Source organism: Candidatus Filomicrobium marinum (assembly GCF_000981545.1).
GTDB classification, from domain to species: domain Bacteria; phylum Pseudomonadota; class Alphaproteobacteria; order Rhizobiales; family Hyphomicrobiaceae; genus Filomicrobium; species Filomicrobium insigne.
Map to the genome: position 1 here is coordinate 336543 of NZ_LN829119.1, position 16736 is coordinate 353278.

The 16736-nt window shown below is 58.6% G+C and carries 13 protein-coding genes; 2 read left to right on the forward strand and 11 right to left on the reverse strand.

What is annotated here, in order from left to right; all coding sequences use genetic code 11:
- Positions 1–4: 4 nt before the first annotated feature.
- The 8 genes from YBN1229_RS01590 to YBN1229_RS01625 all read right to left on the reverse strand — a co-directional run bounded on the left by YBN1229_RS01590 (position 5) and on the right by YBN1229_RS01625 (position 11322).
- Positions 5–745 (reverse strand): NUDIX hydrolase, encoded by a 741-nt coding sequence (locus YBN1229_RS01590; protein WP_046475914.1) that lies wholly within the window; start codon positions 743–745, stop codon positions 5–7.
- A 131-nt stretch (positions 746–876) separates the two neighbouring features.
- A complete protein-coding gene (locus YBN1229_RS01595) occupies positions 877–1335 on the reverse strand; it encodes a DUF983 domain-containing protein (protein ID WP_046475917.1) in 459 nt (152 codons plus the stop codon).
- 132 nt (positions 1336–1467) lie between these two features.
- The gene (gene rnr / locus YBN1229_RS01600; protein WP_082100959.1) at positions 1468–3789 is read right to left on the reverse strand and encodes a ribonuclease R; all 2322 of its coding nucleotides are present in this window, start codon (positions 3787–3789) and stop codon (positions 1468–1470) included.
- A gap of 17 nt (positions 3790–3806) precedes the next feature.
- Entirely contained in the window at positions 3807–6578 is a 2772-nt protein-coding gene (gene topA / locus YBN1229_RS01605) for a type I DNA topoisomerase (RefSeq protein WP_046475920.1), read from the reverse strand.
- A gap of 557 nt (positions 6579–7135) precedes the next feature.
- On the reverse strand, positions 7136–8320 hold the full coding sequence (gene dprA / locus YBN1229_RS01610) for a DNA-processing protein DprA (RefSeq protein ID WP_197540872.1): 1185 nt from the start codon (positions 8318–8320) through the stop codon (positions 7136–7138).
- Positions 8298–8930, reverse strand: coding sequence for a glycerol-3-phosphate 1-O-acyltransferase PlsY (gene plsY, locus YBN1229_RS01615; protein WP_046475923.1), 633 nt, complete (start codon positions 8928–8930; stop codon positions 8298–8300). The genes dprA and plsY overlap by 23 nt, the downstream gene beginning before the upstream one ends.
- 71 nt (positions 8931–9001) lie before the next feature.
- The gene (locus YBN1229_RS01620; protein ID WP_046479803.1) at positions 9002–10324 is read right to left on the reverse strand and encodes a dihydroorotase; all 1323 of its coding nucleotides are present in this window, start codon (positions 10322–10324) and stop codon (positions 9002–9004) included.
- A 41-nt stretch (positions 10325–10365) separates the two neighbouring features.
- Entirely contained in the window at positions 10366–11322 is a 957-nt protein-coding gene (locus YBN1229_RS01625) for an aspartate carbamoyltransferase catalytic subunit (protein ID WP_046475926.1), read from the reverse strand.
- 161 nt (positions 11323–11483) lie between these two features.
- On the opposite strand from YBN1229_RS01625, the gene YBN1229_RS01630 reads away from it, so the two are divergent.
- Positions 11484–13142, forward strand: coding sequence for an acyl-CoA dehydrogenase family protein (locus YBN1229_RS01630; RefSeq protein ID WP_046475930.1), 1659 nt, complete (start codon positions 11484–11486; stop codon positions 13140–13142).
- A gap of 65 nt (positions 13143–13207) precedes the next feature.
- On the opposite strand, the gene YBN1229_RS01635 is transcribed toward YBN1229_RS01630, so the two are convergent.
- From YBN1229_RS01635 to ruvX, 3 genes are all read right to left on the reverse strand, one after another.
- A complete protein-coding gene (locus YBN1229_RS01635; RefSeq protein WP_046475935.1) occupies positions 13208–13675 on the reverse strand; it encodes a MarR family winged helix-turn-helix transcriptional regulator in 468 nt (155 codons plus the stop codon).
- A 248-nt stretch (positions 13676–13923) separates the two neighbouring features.
- Positions 13924–15132: a PcfJ domain-containing protein gene (locus tag YBN1229_RS01640; protein ID WP_046475940.1), complete on the reverse strand. Its 1209-nt coding sequence runs from the start codon at positions 15130–15132 to the stop codon at positions 13924–13926.
- A 195-nt stretch (positions 15133–15327) separates the two neighbouring features.
- Positions 15328–15813 (reverse strand): Holliday junction resolvase RuvX, encoded by a 486-nt coding sequence (gene ruvX, locus YBN1229_RS01645; protein ID WP_152024933.1) that lies wholly within the window; start codon positions 15811–15813, stop codon positions 15328–15330.
- 157 nt (positions 15814–15970) lie between these two features.
- Here ruvX and YBN1229_RS01650 point away from each other — a divergent pair, with 157 nt between their 5' ends.
- Entirely contained in the window at positions 15971–16672 is a 702-nt protein-coding gene (locus YBN1229_RS01650; protein ID WP_046475944.1) for a metal-dependent hydrolase, read from the forward strand.
- Positions 16673–16736 lie beyond the last annotated feature (64 nt).

Below are 16736 nucleotides of genomic sequence, written 5' to 3' on the forward strand. Positions count from 1 at the left end.
GGGATCAAGATGATCCGCGCACGAGGATGCGCTCGAATGTTCCGGATTTGAAGTAGTAGTAGGGGACCGCCCAATTCGCACGTGCGTCGTTGTTTTCGCTTAGGTGTTCCGCGAGGTCCTCGACTACGGCGCGGGTTATGTTGGGTATGTCGAGCTGTCTGAGTTCATCAAATGTGAACCAGCCGAGGTCTCGCAATTCGTCATCTTTCGGGCTGGACTGTTTGGCGATGCGAGCGGCGTCAACCCAGAAAAAACGAGTGTCGTAACGCCGGGGACGTCCGGGAGGCGTAATCGCTCGGGCTAGAAAGGTTAATGCCGATAAGCTTGGCTGAACACCTTCGGCGAAGAATGCTTGCCATATGGGATCTGCCGTTGAGGGGAGCGCAATGTCTTCAGTGGACGTTTCATTGGTTCCGATTAGGAGTCCCGTTTCTTCATAGGTTTCCCGCAGAGCTGCCATCGCCAGGGCGCGTGCTCTGTGAGGGCTCGGGTTGCCTTTCATGTCGTAGAGCAGCTTGGCGATCTCACGTTCGTGCAGTTCGCTTGAGCTGGGGATGGCGCGATCCGCTATTTCGCTGCGACCACCGGGAAAGACATATTTGTCGGGCAGAAAGATCTGATTGGGGTGACGCCGCCCCATCAGAATGCGGGGCTGAGAAGCAGTATGGTCGACGACAATCAATGTGGCCGCGTCCCGGGGCCTCATACTGCTCGGTGCAGGGTTATTGATTGACGGGTTCGTCATGGTGCGCGTTCCCCGGGGCGCCGATTGGCGCCGGAGCGTTCTCGTCGGCCACCTACAGGGTAGAGCCTGACGGCCGGTCGTGGTTTAATCGACAGGGTATCTACTGACGCGAACTGTAGACGGATTCGATGTCACTCTACGCTTTGACGCGCGTGTACTGCATCGGCTGGATCGGGCTCTGGCTCATCTGATGTGCCACCAAAGCCGTGCATACGGAAGGCCCATTGCAGGCCAATAAGGGCACCCTTGATACGCGGAAGCATCCATAGGCTCATTCCGAGGATCAACGGGCCCCAGAGAACTGTATGCACCCAGACGGGCGGAGCATAGAGATCTTCAACCATCAACACCGCGGCACCTATGATGTGGCCCACGATGATCATCGTGAAGTAAGGCGGGGCATCATCCGCCCGTTGATGGTGTAGTTCCTCACCACACGCGTCGCACTGATCCACGACTTTTAGATAGCTTTTGAACTGTCGTCCCGTGCCGCAGGCGGGGCATGCCTGCGAGAAACCGCGGCGCATGGCCTGGACGACCGATCGTTCTGGGAGCGGTGCGATGTCGTTAGATGCGATGTGCACGGTCATTTGGGCATTGCTCTCATGGCTAGCCTAGTGCGGCAGGTTGATTTATTTGCGATAGGGTAGGCAAGGAAGAGCCGCCCGGTCAATGCGCATTTGGACGCTAACGCGGCTGGTACAAGGGCTTCCAGGTGGTGTTTAGCGTCGCGGGCGGGGTGATCGGCGGTTGCGACCCGGCTGGCGGCGAACTTTGAACCCCTTCGGGAGGCGAATACGGGTCTCTTTGGGTTCGGAAATCATATCAAAGCGTAATGCGCCGGCGGATGGAATCGCTTCGACGAGCTTCACTTCGACATTATCGCCGAGGCTATAGGAGCGGCCCGACCTCTGGCCTATCATCGCGTGAACTTCCTCGACGTGGTGGAAGAACTCTCCATCGAGGCTGGACGCTGGAACGAAGCCGTCGGCTCCGGTATCGCGCAAGCGCACGAACAGGCCGGATCGGGTGACACCCGAGATGCGCGCTTGAAATGTCGCGCCGATGCGGTCGGCGAGATGAGCTGCGATCAATCGGTCGATCGTTTCGCGCTCGGCGGCCATTGCGCGGCGCTCTGCCTCGGATATCTGTTTCGCTATCGCCGCGAGTTTGGTGGGTTCTTCGTCCGGGAAACCGCCGGCCCCTAACCGATATGCGGTGATCAGCGCGCGGTGTACGAGAAGGTCCGCATAGCGGCGGATGGGTGACGTGAAGTGTGCGTAGCGCGCCAGATTCAGGCCAAAGTGTCCAGCATTGAGCGGATTGTATTCAGCTTGAGACTGGGACCTCAGAATGACTTCGTTCACGAGATCCGGGACCGGAAGCTCTTTGGCGCTTTCAAGGATGCGATTGAAAGCTGCCGGCTTTAATCCTGATTCAGGCGGCAACTTCAGATCGAGGCTGTTGAGGAAATCGCGCAGCGCTTTGAGTTTCTCCTTTGAGGGTGGTTCGTGAATTCGGTAGACGACGGGCGAGCGCTTTTCTTCCAGCGCTTGGGCCGCGGCTACGTTTGCCTGGATCATGAACTCTTCGATGAGGCGGTGTGCGGTCAGGCGTTCCGGTATAACAACGCGATCAACTCGCCCCTGTTGGTCGAGGAGGATTTTTCGTTCCGGCAAATCGAGTTCGAGCGGACCACGGCGGTCTCTTGCGGCTGAGAGTTTGGCATAGGCTGCCCATAAGGGTCTCAACGCCGTCTCCATCAACGGCTCGCATTTTTCGCTAGGCTTGCCGTCGATTGCCGCTTGAGCTTCCTGGTATGAGAGCTTGGCTGCCGACCGCATCATGGCACGCATGAATGTGTGGCTTTTCTTTTCGCCACGAGCGTCGAAGACCATGCGTACGGCGATACAGGGACGGTCCTCGCCTTCGCGCAATGAGCATAGATCGTTTGAGATTTTTTCCGGAAGCATCGGTACGACGCGGTCCGGGAAGTAGACCGAATTGCCGCGCAGGAGAGCTTCGCGATCGAGTTTTGAGCCGGGACGGATGTAGTGGGCCACGTCCGCGATAGCGACGGTGACGACGAATCCATCTGGATTCTTTGGATCGGTATCCGGAACCGCGTGGACGGCATCATCGTGATCACGCGCGTCTGGCGGATCGATCGTCAGCAGAGGAATGTCCGTCAGGTCGACGCGGCCGTTGAGATCGGGAGGCGCGAGGTCTTCCGCTTCCGTCAGTACGCCTTCAGGAAAGTCATCGGGCAATCCGTGAGCGTGAACCGCGATCAAGCTGATCTGTCGTTGGTCATCGGGATTGCCGAGGCTCTCAAGAACTGTGGCCTGCGGATTGGCAAAGCGGTTTTTGCGGATGAGATCGAACCGGACCAGGTCGCCATCGGACGCGTCTCCGATGTCACTCTGCTGTACCGGCCATTCGCGCAATGCTTTGCGGTCGATCGGTTGGATGGTGCCGCCGCGATGGGTGGTTCGGAAAATGCCGAGCAATCGTCGCTTTTCACGGGCCAGTCGCTTGAGAGGCACGGCCTCGAAGCGGAAGCCTTCGACGTCTTCTTCTTCCAATTGGTTGATGCGCGCCAAGACGCGGTCGCCGATCGAAAGCTCCGTGGCGGTTTGCTTGTCCCGTTCGACATGCGTGAGGATCAAGACATCGGGGCGCGGGCCGTCTTCGTCGTTCCAGACGGTGGGACGGGCGATGAGATCGCCGGCGTCGTCACGACCGGTCACTTCCAGAACAGTGACGGGGGGCAGGCCGCCTTTACGACGGAGTTCCTTACGATTGCCTGAGATGAGCCCCTCCTGAGCCATTTCTTCAAGCAGCCGTTTTAGTTCAATACGCGCGCCGCCCTTTACCCCGAAGGCGCGCGAAATCTCGCGCTTGCCGACTTTCTGAGGCGCTTCCGAGATGAACTTCAAAATCTCTTCGCGCGTGGGGAGCTGGCCCGCGGGTAAGGTGGAGCCACGGCGCACGGGCTTGCCGCGTGAGGCCTTCTTGTCAGACTTCTGCGATTTGCGCGCCACCCAGTTTCCTCAAGTGCTCAGGCGTCGCCGCTTGCCGTCGACGCGGCTTTCTTAGATTTGGCTTTAGCCGGCGCCTTCGACTTTTTCGCAGCGGCTTTGGTCTTTGCTGCGGTTGCTGGTTTCTTCGTGACGGCGGGCTTTTTGGCTGCGGCTTTCTTCGGGGCGTCTGCCGTTTTCTTTGCGGCTTTCGCTTTGGCAGGCTTTTTGGCTTTGCCTCCCTTGGCGGCTTTTTCCGCTAGTAGGGTTACAGCCTCTTCAAGCGTAATGCTTTCAGGTTCTTTGCCCTTGGGCAAGGTGGCGTTGATTTTGTTGTGGCTGACGTAAGGGCCGTAGCGACCCGACAGCACTTCGACCTTGCCGCCTTCGCTCGGGTGTTCGCCGAGCTCTTTCAGGACTGCAGGTTTTGCGCGCTGGAAGCGACCCTTTCCGCCTCCCGCAAGCTTTTCGGCGATCAAAGTTACGGCGCGGTTGAGCCCGATGGAGAATACGTCCTCCATAGATTCCAGGTTTGCGTAGGTTCCATCGTGCAGCACGAACGGCCCATAGCGTCCGAGCCCAGCCGTAATCGGGTTGCCGGTTTCCGGATGGAGCCCAACTTCACGTGGCAAAGATAGAAGCTGGATCGCACGCTCAAGGTCGATCGAGCCGGCGTCGACCCCTTTGGGGATGCTGGACCGCTTGGGTTTCTCACCGTCCGCGCCTTCGCCAAGCTGGAGGTAGGGTCCGAAACGGCCCGTGCGCAAAGAAATCGAGTCACCGGATTCCGGATCGAAACCGAGGACTTTGCCGTCTGGCAGAGCCATTTCTCCAGCGCCATCGTCTGTCTGGGACAGCTGCCGCGTGTAACGGCATTCCGGATAGTTGCCGCAACCGATGAAGGCACCATACTTGCCGGAGATCTTGAGACTCAATTGGCCAGTGCCGCACGCAGGACACTGACGTGGGTCGCTGCCGTCCTCACGAGGCGGGAACACGTGGGGGCCGAGAATTTCGTTCAGCGCATCGAGGACTTCGGAGACGCGCAGGTCCTTGATGTCGTTGACGGCGCCAGTAAAATCCTTCCAGAAATCGCGCAAGACGTCTTTCCATTCGAGCTTGTCGTCGGAAATGAGATCGAGCTTCTCTTCCAGGTCGGCCGTGAAATCATACTCGACGTAACGCTTGAAGAAGCTCTCAAGAAACGCGGTGACGAGACGGCCCTTGTCTTGCGGGATGAGGCGTTTCTTGTCCGTGGTGACGTAGTCGCGTTCCTGCAGGACGGCGAGGGTCGAGGCATAGGTCGAGGGGCGGCCGATGCCGAGTTCTTCCATGCGCTTGACGAGCGTTGCTTCGGTGAAGCGCGGTGGCGGCTGAGTGAAGTGCTGATTGGCGTCGATCTTGCGGTCGGTCAGCGGATCGCCTTCGGCAAGAGCCGGCAAGCGGGCCGTATCGTCTTCCTCACTCGTATCATCTTTGCCCTTGGTCGCATGCTGGCGTTCGTCCCGACCTTCCTCATAGAGCTTGAGGAAGCCGTCGAAGACGATCACAGAACCCGTGGCGCGAAGCGTGTAGGTTTTGCCGTCGCGGCCAGCTACTTCGATCTGGGCGGCCGTCTGTTCCAGTTCTGCTGAAGCCATCTGACTGGCAACGGCGCGCTTCCAGATAAGATCGTAAAGGCGTGCCTGGTCCTTATCCAAATAGCGGGAGACCCGCGCAGGTTTGCGGGAGACATCCGTGGGACGGATTGCTTCGTGAGCTTCCTGGGCGTTCTTCGCTTTGGATTTATATTCACGAATAAATGGGGGGAGATAACGCTTGCCGAAATCACCCTCGACTTCGCGCCGGATGGTTGCGACGGCTTCGGGGACGATCTGGACGCCATCGGTTCGCATATAAGTAATGAGGCCGACGGGGCCAGCTTCGCCAAGATCGACCCCTTCATAGAGGCGCTGCGCGATTTGCATTGTTTGCTTGGCGGAAAAGCCGAGCTTACGCGACGCATCCATCTGCAGTGTTGAGGTTGTGAAGGGCGCGTAGGGGTTCCGGCGAGTGGCCTTCTTTTCTACGGATACGACCTTGAAGCGACCACCTTCGATGGCCGCCTTGATGGCTGTAGCTTGCGCTTCTTCTTTGATGTCGAGTTTCTTAAGGGTCGTACCGCTTATCGCCGCAAGACGTGCGCTGAATTCTTCCTTTTTGCCGGTCAGAAGATCAGCTTCAATCGTCCAATATTCGTCGCTGCGAAAGGCTTCGATCTCGGCTTCCCGGTTGCAGATCAGGCGCAATGCTACGGACTGAACGCGTCCGGCGGAGCGAGCGCCCGGGAGTTTGCGCCACAACACGGGAGACAGTGTAAAGCCGACCAGGTAGTCGAGGGCGCGGCGGGCGAGGTAAGCTGAGACAAGCGGCTCGTCGATCTGTCGCGGCTGCGCGAGTGCTTGCTGGATGGCTTGTTTCGTGACCGCGTTGAACGCCACGCGCTCGACATGCATGTCCTTTTTCAAGGCGCGGCGCTTTTCGAGAACTTGCAGGATGTGCCACGAGATCGCTTCGCCTTCGCGATCAGGGTCGGTTGCGAGGATCAGCTTGTCGGCACCCTTAACGGCGTCTGTAATTTCTTTGAGGATCTTGTTGGACTTGGGGTCGACGATATCCCAGTTCATCGCAAAGTCAGCGTCGGGGTCGACAGATCCATCTTTCGAGGGCAGGTCGCGCACGTGGCCAAACGAGGCGATTACCTTGAACTTGGGCCCAAGGTACTTGTTGATGGTCTTCGCCTTGGCGGCGGATTCGACGATGACGACGTTCATAGGCGACTTTCGGGTTTCCCGTTCCGGGCTGGAAATACGCGAGAATAACGGTGCGCGTATAATTCTAAGGCGTCTTCTGCAATCAAGAATAGCGCCTGGCACTGCTACCAATTGGGCCGGTGACCATTGCGCGGCTCATCGCACAGGCGGCGGGAACATGGTGGATCAGACTGGTTGTGTCAAACACCGTCCGCTTGCCCTTGTTGCAACCTAAGATTACATGATGTATTATTTGTGCAATTTTTTAGGGAATTTATGTGGGGCCGTATGGTGCCAAGACGTAGATTGCGAATTCATAATAAGAGATTTGCGGGTCAGGAAACTGGAAGACGGACGCCGAGCGCGCCGTATTACCTGGAATATATGGCGGACCTTCTGTTGGCTCTTGAAGAGATGGCTATGCGCGAAGGGCACCGGGAGCTGGCAGAGAGATTGCGTCACTCGCGTCAGGCTGCACGCCGTGGTTGAACCTTTGGTTCCTCGCGGGACGCGCAGACGGTCACGACGAGGGCTGCGCTTTCGTTACTGCTGGCGTGCCCCTTATGCACAGCGAATGTTTAGTCATTGATCCGTGATACCAGTGCTGCCCCATGTCGTTCGATACGACCGGCCAGATCCAGTTCAATCAGAATGGCTCGAATAGCGCGTATCGATAGATGGGTGGCGCGGGCGATTTCGTCTAGTTCGACCGGGTGGGGCCCCAGTACGGCAAGAACACGGTCCCGATCGCTTTCTGCGATTTCGGGTAGTGGTTCAGGAGCAAACGCTTCGAGCGTCGTGGTGTCGGGGGCGACCTCTCGAAAGGTGCGATCGCCTTGTGCCGTGAGGGGTTTAAGGGCGGAAATGATGTCGGCCGGCTCGGTTACGAGAGTTGCCCCTTCCTTCAAGAGGTAGTTGGTGCCTTCGGCGCGCGGGTCAAGCGGATGGCCGGGAATGGCAAATACTTCTCTTCCCTGTTCGGCGGCCCGGCGTGCCGTATGTAGCGTGCCAGATCGTTTTGCGGCCTCGACGACAAGGACGCCCAGTGACATGCCGGAGATGATCCGGTTGCGGCGCGGGAAGTCGCTGCCGCGCGGTGTGAAGCCGCAGGGCATCTCCGACACGATGCAGCCTGTGTCACTGATCCGCGCGTAAAGCTCGTCGTGTTCCGGGGGATAGATCTTGTCGACGCCACCGGCCAGGACAGCGATGGTGCCCGTGGGGAGTGCCGTCTCGTGCGCTACGCCGTCGATGCCGCGTGCCAATCCGGATACGACGACGAGACCAGCTTCGCCGAGTGCGGCTGCGAATAGGCGTGCCAGCTTGCGTCCGGCTGCCGAGGCTTGGCGCGGGCCAACGACGGCAACGGACGGTTCCTGCAAGAGAGACGTTCGACCCTTCACGTAAATGAGCGGTGGCGGGACATCGAGCGCGGCGAGATTGCGGGGATAGCCTGGTTCGATCGTAAAGATCGGAGTGGCTCCTGCCTTTTGGGCCTGTTCCAATTCACGCTGGGCCGTCGCGCTGTCGCAGAGGCGAATTGCGCGACCTCGGCCGCCTCGGCGGCCTAATTCGGGAAGTGCGTCCAACGCCTGAGTGGCGCCGCCATAGCGATTTATGAGTTCGCGAAACGTAACGGGGCCGACGTTCTCCGAACGGATCAGGCGCAAGCAGGCGAGACGTTGCTGATCATCGAGCGGCGCGACCGGCAACGGTGCGGCGGTGAAAAGGTCCGCCTTGCTATCGGGCTTTGTTGCTGGCACCGATCTTATGCTCCTCCCCCGCGAGCAGACGACGGATATTTGCGTGATGCATTCCGATAAGCAACGCTGAAAGGCCTGCGAATACGATTGCAGGAATGGGGCCGAGAAGCCACCAGATCAACAACGGTGCTCCGCACGCGGCGATCAGGGCGGACAGCGATGAGTAGCGCGTAACGAATGCGACGATGAGCCATAACGCGCAAAAGCCTAGGGCGGCCTTCCACGCTATGCCTGCAAGAATACCGATATAGGTTGCGACGCCCTTGCCGCCCTTGAAACCAAGCCAGACCGGAAAGAGGTGACCGAGGAACGCGCCGATCCCTGCTGCGAGGGCTCCGGTTATCGGACTGGCCGGCACGAGAGCCGGAAGGAGGTAGGCACCGAGCAAGGTTGCTGCGGTGCCTTTGAGTACATCCAGGATTAGCGTTGCCGCGGCGAGGCCCTTGTTGCCGGTGCGGAGAACGTTGGTCGCACCGATGTTTCCAGAGCCGATGGCGCGGACATCACCGAGGCCGGCGGCGCGCGTGAGCAATAGGCCGAACGGGATAGACCCGAGCGCATAGCCAAGGGCAAGGCAGCACAGGATTGCGCCAAGGAGGGCAGCTTCCATGTGAGTGGGTCCGTTGTGACTAATTCAGGGCCAGGCGCGGCAAAAAATGCCGCGTACATCGTATTTGGCTTTTAAGGTACTTGATAGACCGTCTCGCCCGCAACCATCGTTCGCAGCACACGGCCCTGCAGGCGGGCTTCGTCGAAGGGGGAGTTTTTGGAGCGTGATCTGAGCACGTCTTTATTTACAACCCATGGCTCGGATGGATCGAATACGATGAGGTCGGCGACGGCGCCTTTCTGAAGACGTCCGGCTCCGATGCCCAGCAACTTCGCGGGATTGATCGTCATAGCGCGCAGGAGCGTGAGCAGCGACAGATCACCCGAGTGATATAAGCGCAGTGCAGCCGGAAGCATCGTCTCAAGTCCGACAGCGCCATCGGCGGCTTCGGCGAACGGGCGTCGCTTCACGTCCGCGTCCTGCGGGTCATGGCTTGAAACGATGATATCGATGTCACCGTTGTTGATCCCGCGGACCATGGCGACGCGATCTTCCTCACGACGCAGCGGCGGGCGCACCTTAAAGAACGTTCGATAGGGGCCGATATCGTTTTCGTTGAGCGTTAGATGGTTGATGGAGACGCCACAGGTCACGGGCAGGTTTCGTGTTTTGGCGGCGCGAATGACGTTGAGGCTCGCCTCGCAGGAGATCGTGGCGGCGTGGTAGCGCCCGCCCGTCAGCTCAACGAGCCGTACATCGCGGTCAATGACGATTGTCTCAGCTACGCTGGATACGCCTGGAAGGCCCAACCGTGCTGCAACTTCGCCGGAGTTCATCGCGCCATCATTTGATAGGTGCGGGTCTTCGCAGTGGTGGACAATAAGAGCGCCAAAGTCCTTCGAATAATTCAGGACGTTCCGCATCACGGCGGTATTCGCGATGGTCGATTTGCCGTTGGTGAATGCGATGGCACCAGCTCGCTTTAGTAAGCCGATTTCAGTCATTTCGGTGCCGGCGAGACCTCTGGTCATCGCGGCCATGGTGTGAACGTGTACCTTGGCGTTATCGCGCGCTCGCCTTTGAATAAAGTCAACAAGTGCGACCTGATCGATGACCGGGCTAGTGTCCGGCATCACGACGATTGTCGTCACGCCACCGGCAGCCGCAGCGAGGCTTGCGGTTTTGAGGGTTTCGCGATGTTCGGCTCCGGGTTCTCCGGTGAAAACCTGGCAGTCGATGAGGCCGGGGCAAAGGATGTTGCCCTGACAGTCAATGACGGTAGCGCCTTCTGGTGCGTTGCGCCGCAGATGAGGCCCCAGATCGGCGATTGTGGTGCCTTCGACGAGTAGGCCACCGGGTTCGTCGCGACCCGATGCCGGGTCGATGATACGGGCGTTGATAAAGACCTGCCGCTTGCCGGTGGATGTTTTGGACTGCTCAGTCTTTGTGTTCATTGCGATCAGGCTCATTTCACTGCCTGCCTTCTTAAATGGGCTCAGGCCTGCGGCAAGTTGCGCGCCAAAGCTTCCAAAACCGCCATGCGTACTGCGACACCCATCTCCACTTGTTCGCGGATGACGCTTCGGGAGTGGTCGGCGACCGTTGAAGCAATCTCGACACCGCGGTTCATCGGACCAGGATGCATGACAAGGGCGTCGGGCTTGGCTCGTGCGAGCTTTTCCTGATCGAGGCCGAAGAAGTGGAAGAATTCGCGGGTCGAAGGGATGTGGGAGCCTTGCATGCGTTCGATCTGCAGACGCAACATCATGACGACATCAGCGTCCGTGATGCCCTTCCACATGTCTGTGTAAACTTCCGCACCGAACCGCTCTGGTGCGGACGGCAGCAAGGTGGATGGCGCGATGACGCGGACGTTGGCGCCAAGAGCATTCAGAACGTTGATGTTGGAGCGTGCGACGCGCGAATGCAGGATATCTCCGCAAATCGCGACGGTCAGTCCGCTTATGCGTCCTTTGGCCCGGCGAATGGTCAGGGCGTCGAGGAGGGCTTGCGTCGGATGCTGATGGGCGCCGTCGCCAGCATTGATGACCGAGCAGTCCACCTTTTGTGATAGAAGTTCGACTGCGCCTGCAGCATGGTGGCGCACGACAATGATGTCGGGGCGCATGGCATTGAGTGTCACCGCCGTGTCGATGAGCGTCTCACCCTTTTGCACTGAGGACGATGAGACAGTCATGTTCATGACGTCCGCGCTCAGGCGCTTGGCGGCTAATTCGAAAGACGCTTGCGTGCGGGTGGAGGCCTCAAAGAAGAGGTTGATAAGTGTGCGTCCGCTAAGGACATCGCGCTTTTTATTAATCTTCCGGTTGCGATCGGCGGCATCATCAGCCAGATCGAGCAGGAAATTTATTTCAGGTGCCGACAACTCCTCACAGGAGAGGAGATTGCGGTGCTTAAATTCAAAAGACTGTTGGAGCGCGGTATCGGTCATCAAAGTTGTTCTAATAGGTGGAGTCCCACGCCTCGGCAACTGGCGTCTTGCCAGTATGGTCAATTGGCTGTGGTCAATCTCACCGGTTTGGCTCAAGTTCCCGTCGCGTTGACACAAATAGGCAAGAAGCTCAAGACGAATCACGCGAGACTGTGGGTTCCATGACAAAATCTCCGGTGAGCGTTGAGGGGGGCGGCTTAGTGCCTCCCTTTGAGGATATCAATCTGTTTTCAAGCGATGCTGCGTTGCAGGAGGCGCTTACCCGCGAGGGTGGCGGCCACGCGCAAAAGTCCCTTGTGGCATTCGGTCTTGTGTGCGGCAGTGCTGACGTGATGGAGCGTGCACGCACGGCGGAAGATTATCCGCCGAGGCTGCGCATCTTTGACGCTCAGGGTCGTCGGATCGACCGGGTCGAGCATCATCCCGCGTATCATGAGCTGCTGGAGATGAGCTGCGGCGAGCGGCTCCAATGCGAGGTCTGGGCAGAGGGGGGTGATACCGCTCCTGCTCAGGGGCGGCAGGTGGCGCGTGCGGCAGGGCTTTACCTTGCTAGCCAAGTGAATGTGGGCCATTGCCTGCCCCTCTGCATGACCCATGCAGCGGCGCCAACGATAGCCATGCAGCCAGAATTGGCGCCATGGCTATCAAAGCTTGTTTCCCACGGGTACGACGCGCGCGCTGCCGCCTTGGTGGATAAGCGCGCCGTTCTGATTGGCGTCAGCAATCAGGAGAAAAATGCCGGAGCCGATCGTTCGGCAACGGTAACGCGTGCGGAGCCGGCGGGAGAGCCTGATGGGCGTCGCTATATCCTCAACGGCCATAAATGGTTCTTGTCGGCTCCGATGTCCGACGCCTTCCTGATGCTGGCCCAGGCCCCAGGAGGATTGAGTTGTTTCCTGGTTCCACGTTTTCGAGATGATGGGGAAGCCAATGGCATCCATCTGCAGCGGCTCAAGGACACGCTTGGTGTTCGCGCGTCAGCCTGCGCTGAAGTGGAGCTCATCGAAAGTGATGGGTGGCTGATAGGCGAGGAAGGTGAAGGAGAAACAGTGCTTTCCGAGACGCAAATGCAGTTGCGTCTTGATCTCTCGGTTGTGTCTGCGGGCGCTATGCGCCGCGCTCTCGCTCAGGCCATTCATCATGCTGAAAATCGCGTTGTTTCGGGCAAGCTTCTGATCGAGCATCCGTTGATGAGCCAGGTGCTTGCTGATCTGGCTCTCGATGTCGAAGCCGCGCTGGCACTGGCACTTCGGTTGGCGCGCTCATTTGACCGTGCGGAGGATTCGCGAGCGGCTGCCTGGCGGCGGCTTATGACGCCGGTGACCAAATATTGGGTCTGTAAAATAGCCCCCGCCATTCTTGCCGAAACGATCGAATGCGTTGGAGGTAACGCCTACGTCGAGGAATTGCCGTTGGCGCGCATCTACCGGGATGTGGTGGCTCTTTCTCTTTGGGAAGGGACCGGAAACGAACTTGCACTCGAAGTTCTCCACATTCTGCAGCGGGAGCCTGAGGCTGCTGAAATTGTCATGGAGGAGTTGGGTAAGGCGGTCGGGGATGACGCGTACCTTGAGGCTGCTCACGCTCGTATTGCTGCGATCCTTTGCGAACCGCGGCGATTGGATTTGCGTGCGCGCAGCCTTGTTGAAGGACTCGCGGTGCTCGCCGCCGGCACCATTCTGCGGGCCCATACACCGGCGGCCGTTTCTGATGGATTTATTGCAACGCGCATGGGCAGCGTGACACGCCAGACCTATGGGCAGGAGCTGGATTGGGCTGATACGGCAGCGATCCTGCGACGCGCATCCCCCACCCGCTAAGGCGTTCCCGCAGGAACGCCAAAGTGTTGCGAGGGCGATAAGTCGTCTGCAGCCACGAGGCGTATTTATTTCGCCGGTCGAGGGTGTGTTGCTCCGCTCACCAGCTCGATGATCCTGTTGAGCGCGTTCAAGAACTCCTTGCGCTCAGCATTGGGGAGTGCCTGCAGGATCGCATCGTTCGTCGAATGAACGGCTGGCTGCGCGTTCTTCAGGGCATTTTCGCCAGCAGGAGTGAGGCGAACGGCGTACATCCGTGCATCGTGGCGGGTGCGTTTCCGCACAAGCAGGCCGCGTGCGACGAGCCGTCTAACGATGTCAGCCAGTGTCGAACGATCGATACCCGTATGTTCGACAAGTACCGTCTGGCTTGGCTCCGCGTGGGATGCCACAGCGCGTAGGACTTCGAACTGGCGAGGCGTAAGTTCGCTTTCGCCGATGTTCAGAGCGAATAACTCGTCGGCGCATTGGCCCGCGCGATGCAGGAGATGAAGTGCCGAAGAGTTGCCACCTTCGATATTGGTGCGTGCTTTCATGTGCCAAAGTTCCGATTAAGAGATCTTGGGTTCTCTACCAGGGTTGCTCGATGCCAATGGCTCCAACCCTTCTTTCGGTGCGCGGATCGCTCTTGTTCGCGATGCTGAGAGCTAACCATTGGTTAGGCTGCATGCGCCCGTCCGATCAGCATAAATTGGCCGTATGCCTCGGAAATTAAAGTGGCTGCGACAACAAATCTTCGTCATGAGCTTGAAAGTTGTCGTTGTGTTCCCCAGTAACACACAGTTTATGTGAATAACCAAGATGTTACACCTGCGCGACGAGCGAGGTCCGTCATGTCGGAATCCAGCCGTGCGAAGGCCACTTGCGTCGGTATGGACGGTAGCCAGTCAGCGCCGTTTTTCCGCTGTCTGTAAGGCTCCATCAGATCAGTCCAGACTTTGGAATTGAGTGCGCGTTCTGGTGCGACCATGGGTGGCAACCGTTTTAGGCCCGGCTGAGTTGCCAGCCACGCGTGGGCTGCCTGCCAGATTTCGACGGAAGCCGGCATATTGTGCCGCGCCTTCAGCTGCGTGATGGCCAGGACACCGGTTTCGCGCGGATGTGGGCCGATTTCCAGGGTCGCAAGGCGAGACGCTCCTCGGCGGATGGAGAATAAGCGACATTTTTCCCGCGCCAACCGATCGGCATATTGATCAGCGCAGTTCTGCATCGCTTGGGCTTCCTCCAGGATCTCAGATTGTTCGATGAGGGGGACAAAGGTTAGGCCCATCGCTTCGCCCGGCCGGAGCCAGCTATCGGCAATCGTTCCCGGCTCAAGCTGCATGACGAGACGAAGCCGGTTCAGCCAACTCTTGGCGGCGCAAAGAGCAGTATCAAACGCAATTTCGGGCCGCCAAGGCACGACGATCAAATCGTGGGCGGGTGTCAGCAGCGCGCCAGAATACCATGCATATGCGGCGAGAACGGCGAAGAGGCGTTCGGGCTTAGCGTCTTGCGAGCAGATAGATTGCTCGACCAGCCAGAGCGCAAAATCCTCGTGAACCGCTGCCGCGGCGAAGGCAACACTCGCTAGCCAGAAGGTCGCATCCGCGCTTTCGGCAGGCAAGCGTGCCGCTACTCGGCGGGCAAAGGTTTCGCTGTCAGGAAGCGGCGGCAGTGGGCCATTAAAGGCTGATGGAGGGAGGCGGCGAAGCCATAGAGGAAGTTCTAGCGTGTGGGCGATCGTCTTTAGTTTGGCGCCATCCCGCACGAGCTTGGCTGCTTTCCGTCGCTGATCTTTTTCACCTTGGCGGGTGGCTAACACATATGCCGCACCGGGAAAAACTTCGGCCAACTCGGTAAAGCGCGGTGATGTACGGATGAGGCGACGAAGTTCGCGTCGCGCGGATAGTTCAAAGCGACAGATGAGCCGCTCGTCCTGCTTCGAGAGGCTAACCTTTGGGCGGCGCTCCTGGGGAGGAGTGCCAGGTGAAACCTTGGAGCTTTGTCCCATCGACTTCTTCGTGCCGGAGGTTGCAAGGCTATCATAACAACATGGCGGTGCAGTTGTCTGATTTCCATGTCGGCATGAAGAGTTTCCGCACGTATTTTGGCGGCGATGCGACTTGTGAGAGGCGGAACGGTGGTATTGTCCGTCTTGAACAAAAGGTGAGCAGTTTTTCCCGGCTGAGCCCGAAAGTCAGGCGGCTTAACGCATGCGGTCGAGGGCGCCTTGGAGAATAAGTGTTGCTGCCAGCTTATCGATGACCTCAGCACGGCGTTTACGGCTTGTGTCGGCTCCGATCAGCATGCGTTCTGCCGCTGCAGTCGTGAGCCGCTCATCCCATAGCAGGATGGGTAGGGGTGATAGAGCATTCAGGTTTTTCGCTAACTGCCGTGTCGATTGGGCCCTCGGGCCTTCGCTTCCGTCGAGGTTCGCTGGCAGGCCCAGGACCAGTCCGGCGACTTTGTGCTCGTTTATGAGCGCGAGTAGCCGGGCAGCATCCTGTTTGAATTTGGTTCGACGGATGGTTTCGAGGGGCGAAGCGATCATGCGCGTCAGATCAGACAGCGCCAATCCCAGCGTTTTGGTACCGGCGTCAATCCCGATAAGTCGGGCGGTCGCGGGCAACAGGGACTTGAAACGATCCGGGTCATCAAGCGTTGCTCCCCGATCAGGGGAAGTTGCGGGCATCTCAACAGGATCCGGCATTGTGTTTGGTTCGCCCATTGTTGTGTTGTGGCAGGTGGCTATACTCCGGCGCGCCGCAGAGCGGGGCTTTATTTCACTCCTCGTCGCGCATAAGGCTTACGTGTCGCACGCGTGCGGACAAATCATATAAGGGACCACCATGAAGATCATCTGGTACGGCCACTCCTGTTTCCGCGTCGAAACCGGGTCGAGCGTTATCCTTCTGGACCCGTTCCTAACCGGGAACGCGACTTTTGAAGCGAGCGGCATTTCGCAGGACGCAGTGCAGGATGGTGTCACGCATATCTTGGTGACACACGGGCACGGCGATCACGTCGGCGATACGGTGGCCATTGCGAAGGCGACGGGCGCGACTGTTGTTACGAATTATGATTTGTGCATGTGGCTCACCAAGCAGGGTCTCGACAAGTTCGAGCCTATGAATACCGGCGGGACGATTGATCTTGGAGACTTCAAGGCCAGCCTTGTGCGCGCGGATCACTCCGCCGGGCTTGTTGAGCTGGACGTGAATTTCCCGCTGGGTTCGGCGAACGGTTTTGTTATCACGCCGCCTGAAGACCCCGTCATTCTTCACATGGGTGATACCGACATCTTTTCTGACATGGAGCTGCTCGACGATATCTATGAACCAGAAGTCGGCTTGGTTCCGATCGGCGATCGTTTCACGATGGGTGCCAGAACGGCGTCTATGGCGTGTAAGCGCTTCTTCGATTTTGATCTCGTCGTGCCTTGCCATTACGGGACGTTCCCCATCATCGACCAGACGGCTGACGCGTTCGTTGACGAAATGGACAAGGAAGAAGTCGTCGTTCCCAAGGTTGGTGAAGTCATGGACGTGTGAGGGAATGGCTCAGCGTTGCAAACGCTGAGTGGATGAACCGAACTATCCCCCTACGTACGTTTGG

Bases quoted from the DNA above. Each gene is read 5' to 3' on its own strand.
- YBN1229_RS01590 (WP_046475914.1), bottom strand. From the start codon at position 745: ATGACGAACCCGTCAATCAATAACCCTGCACCGAGCAGTATGAGGCCC.
- YBN1229_RS01595 (WP_046475917.1), bottom strand. From the start codon at position 1,335: ATGACCGTGCACATCGCATCTAACGACATCGCACCGCTCCCAGAACGA.
- topA (WP_046475920.1), bottom strand. From the start codon at position 6,578: ATGAACGTCGTCATCGTCGAATCCGCCGCCAAGGCGAAGACCATCAAC.
- plsY (WP_046475923.1), bottom strand. From the start codon at position 8,930: ATGGAAGCTGCCCTCCTTGGCGCAATCCTGTGCTGCCTTGCCCTTGGC.
- YBN1229_RS01620 (WP_046479803.1), bottom strand. From the start codon at position 10,324: ATGAACACAAAGACTGAGCAGTCCAAAACATCCACCGGCAAGCGGCAG.
- YBN1229_RS01625 (WP_046475926.1), bottom strand. From the start codon at position 11,322: ATGACCGATACCGCGCTCCAACAGTCTTTTGAATTTAAGCACCGCAAT.
- YBN1229_RS01630 (WP_046475930.1), top strand. From the start codon at position 11,484: ATGACAAAATCTCCGGTGAGCGTTGAGGGGGGCGGCTTAGTGCCTCCC.
- YBN1229_RS01635 (WP_046475935.1), bottom strand. From the start codon at position 13,675: ATGAAAGCACGCACCAATATCGAAGGTGGCAACTCTTCGGCACTTCAT.
- YBN1229_RS01640 (WP_046475940.1), bottom strand. From the start codon at position 15,132: ATGGGACAAAGCTCCAAGGTTTCACCTGGCACTCCTCCCCAGGAGCGC.
- ruvX (WP_152024933.1), bottom strand. From the start codon at position 15,813: ATGCCCGCAACTTCCCCTGATCGGGGAGCAACGCTTGATGACCCGGAT.
- YBN1229_RS01650 (WP_046475944.1), top strand. From the start codon at position 15,971: ATGAAGATCATCTGGTACGGCCACTCCTGTTTCCGCGTCGAAACCGGG.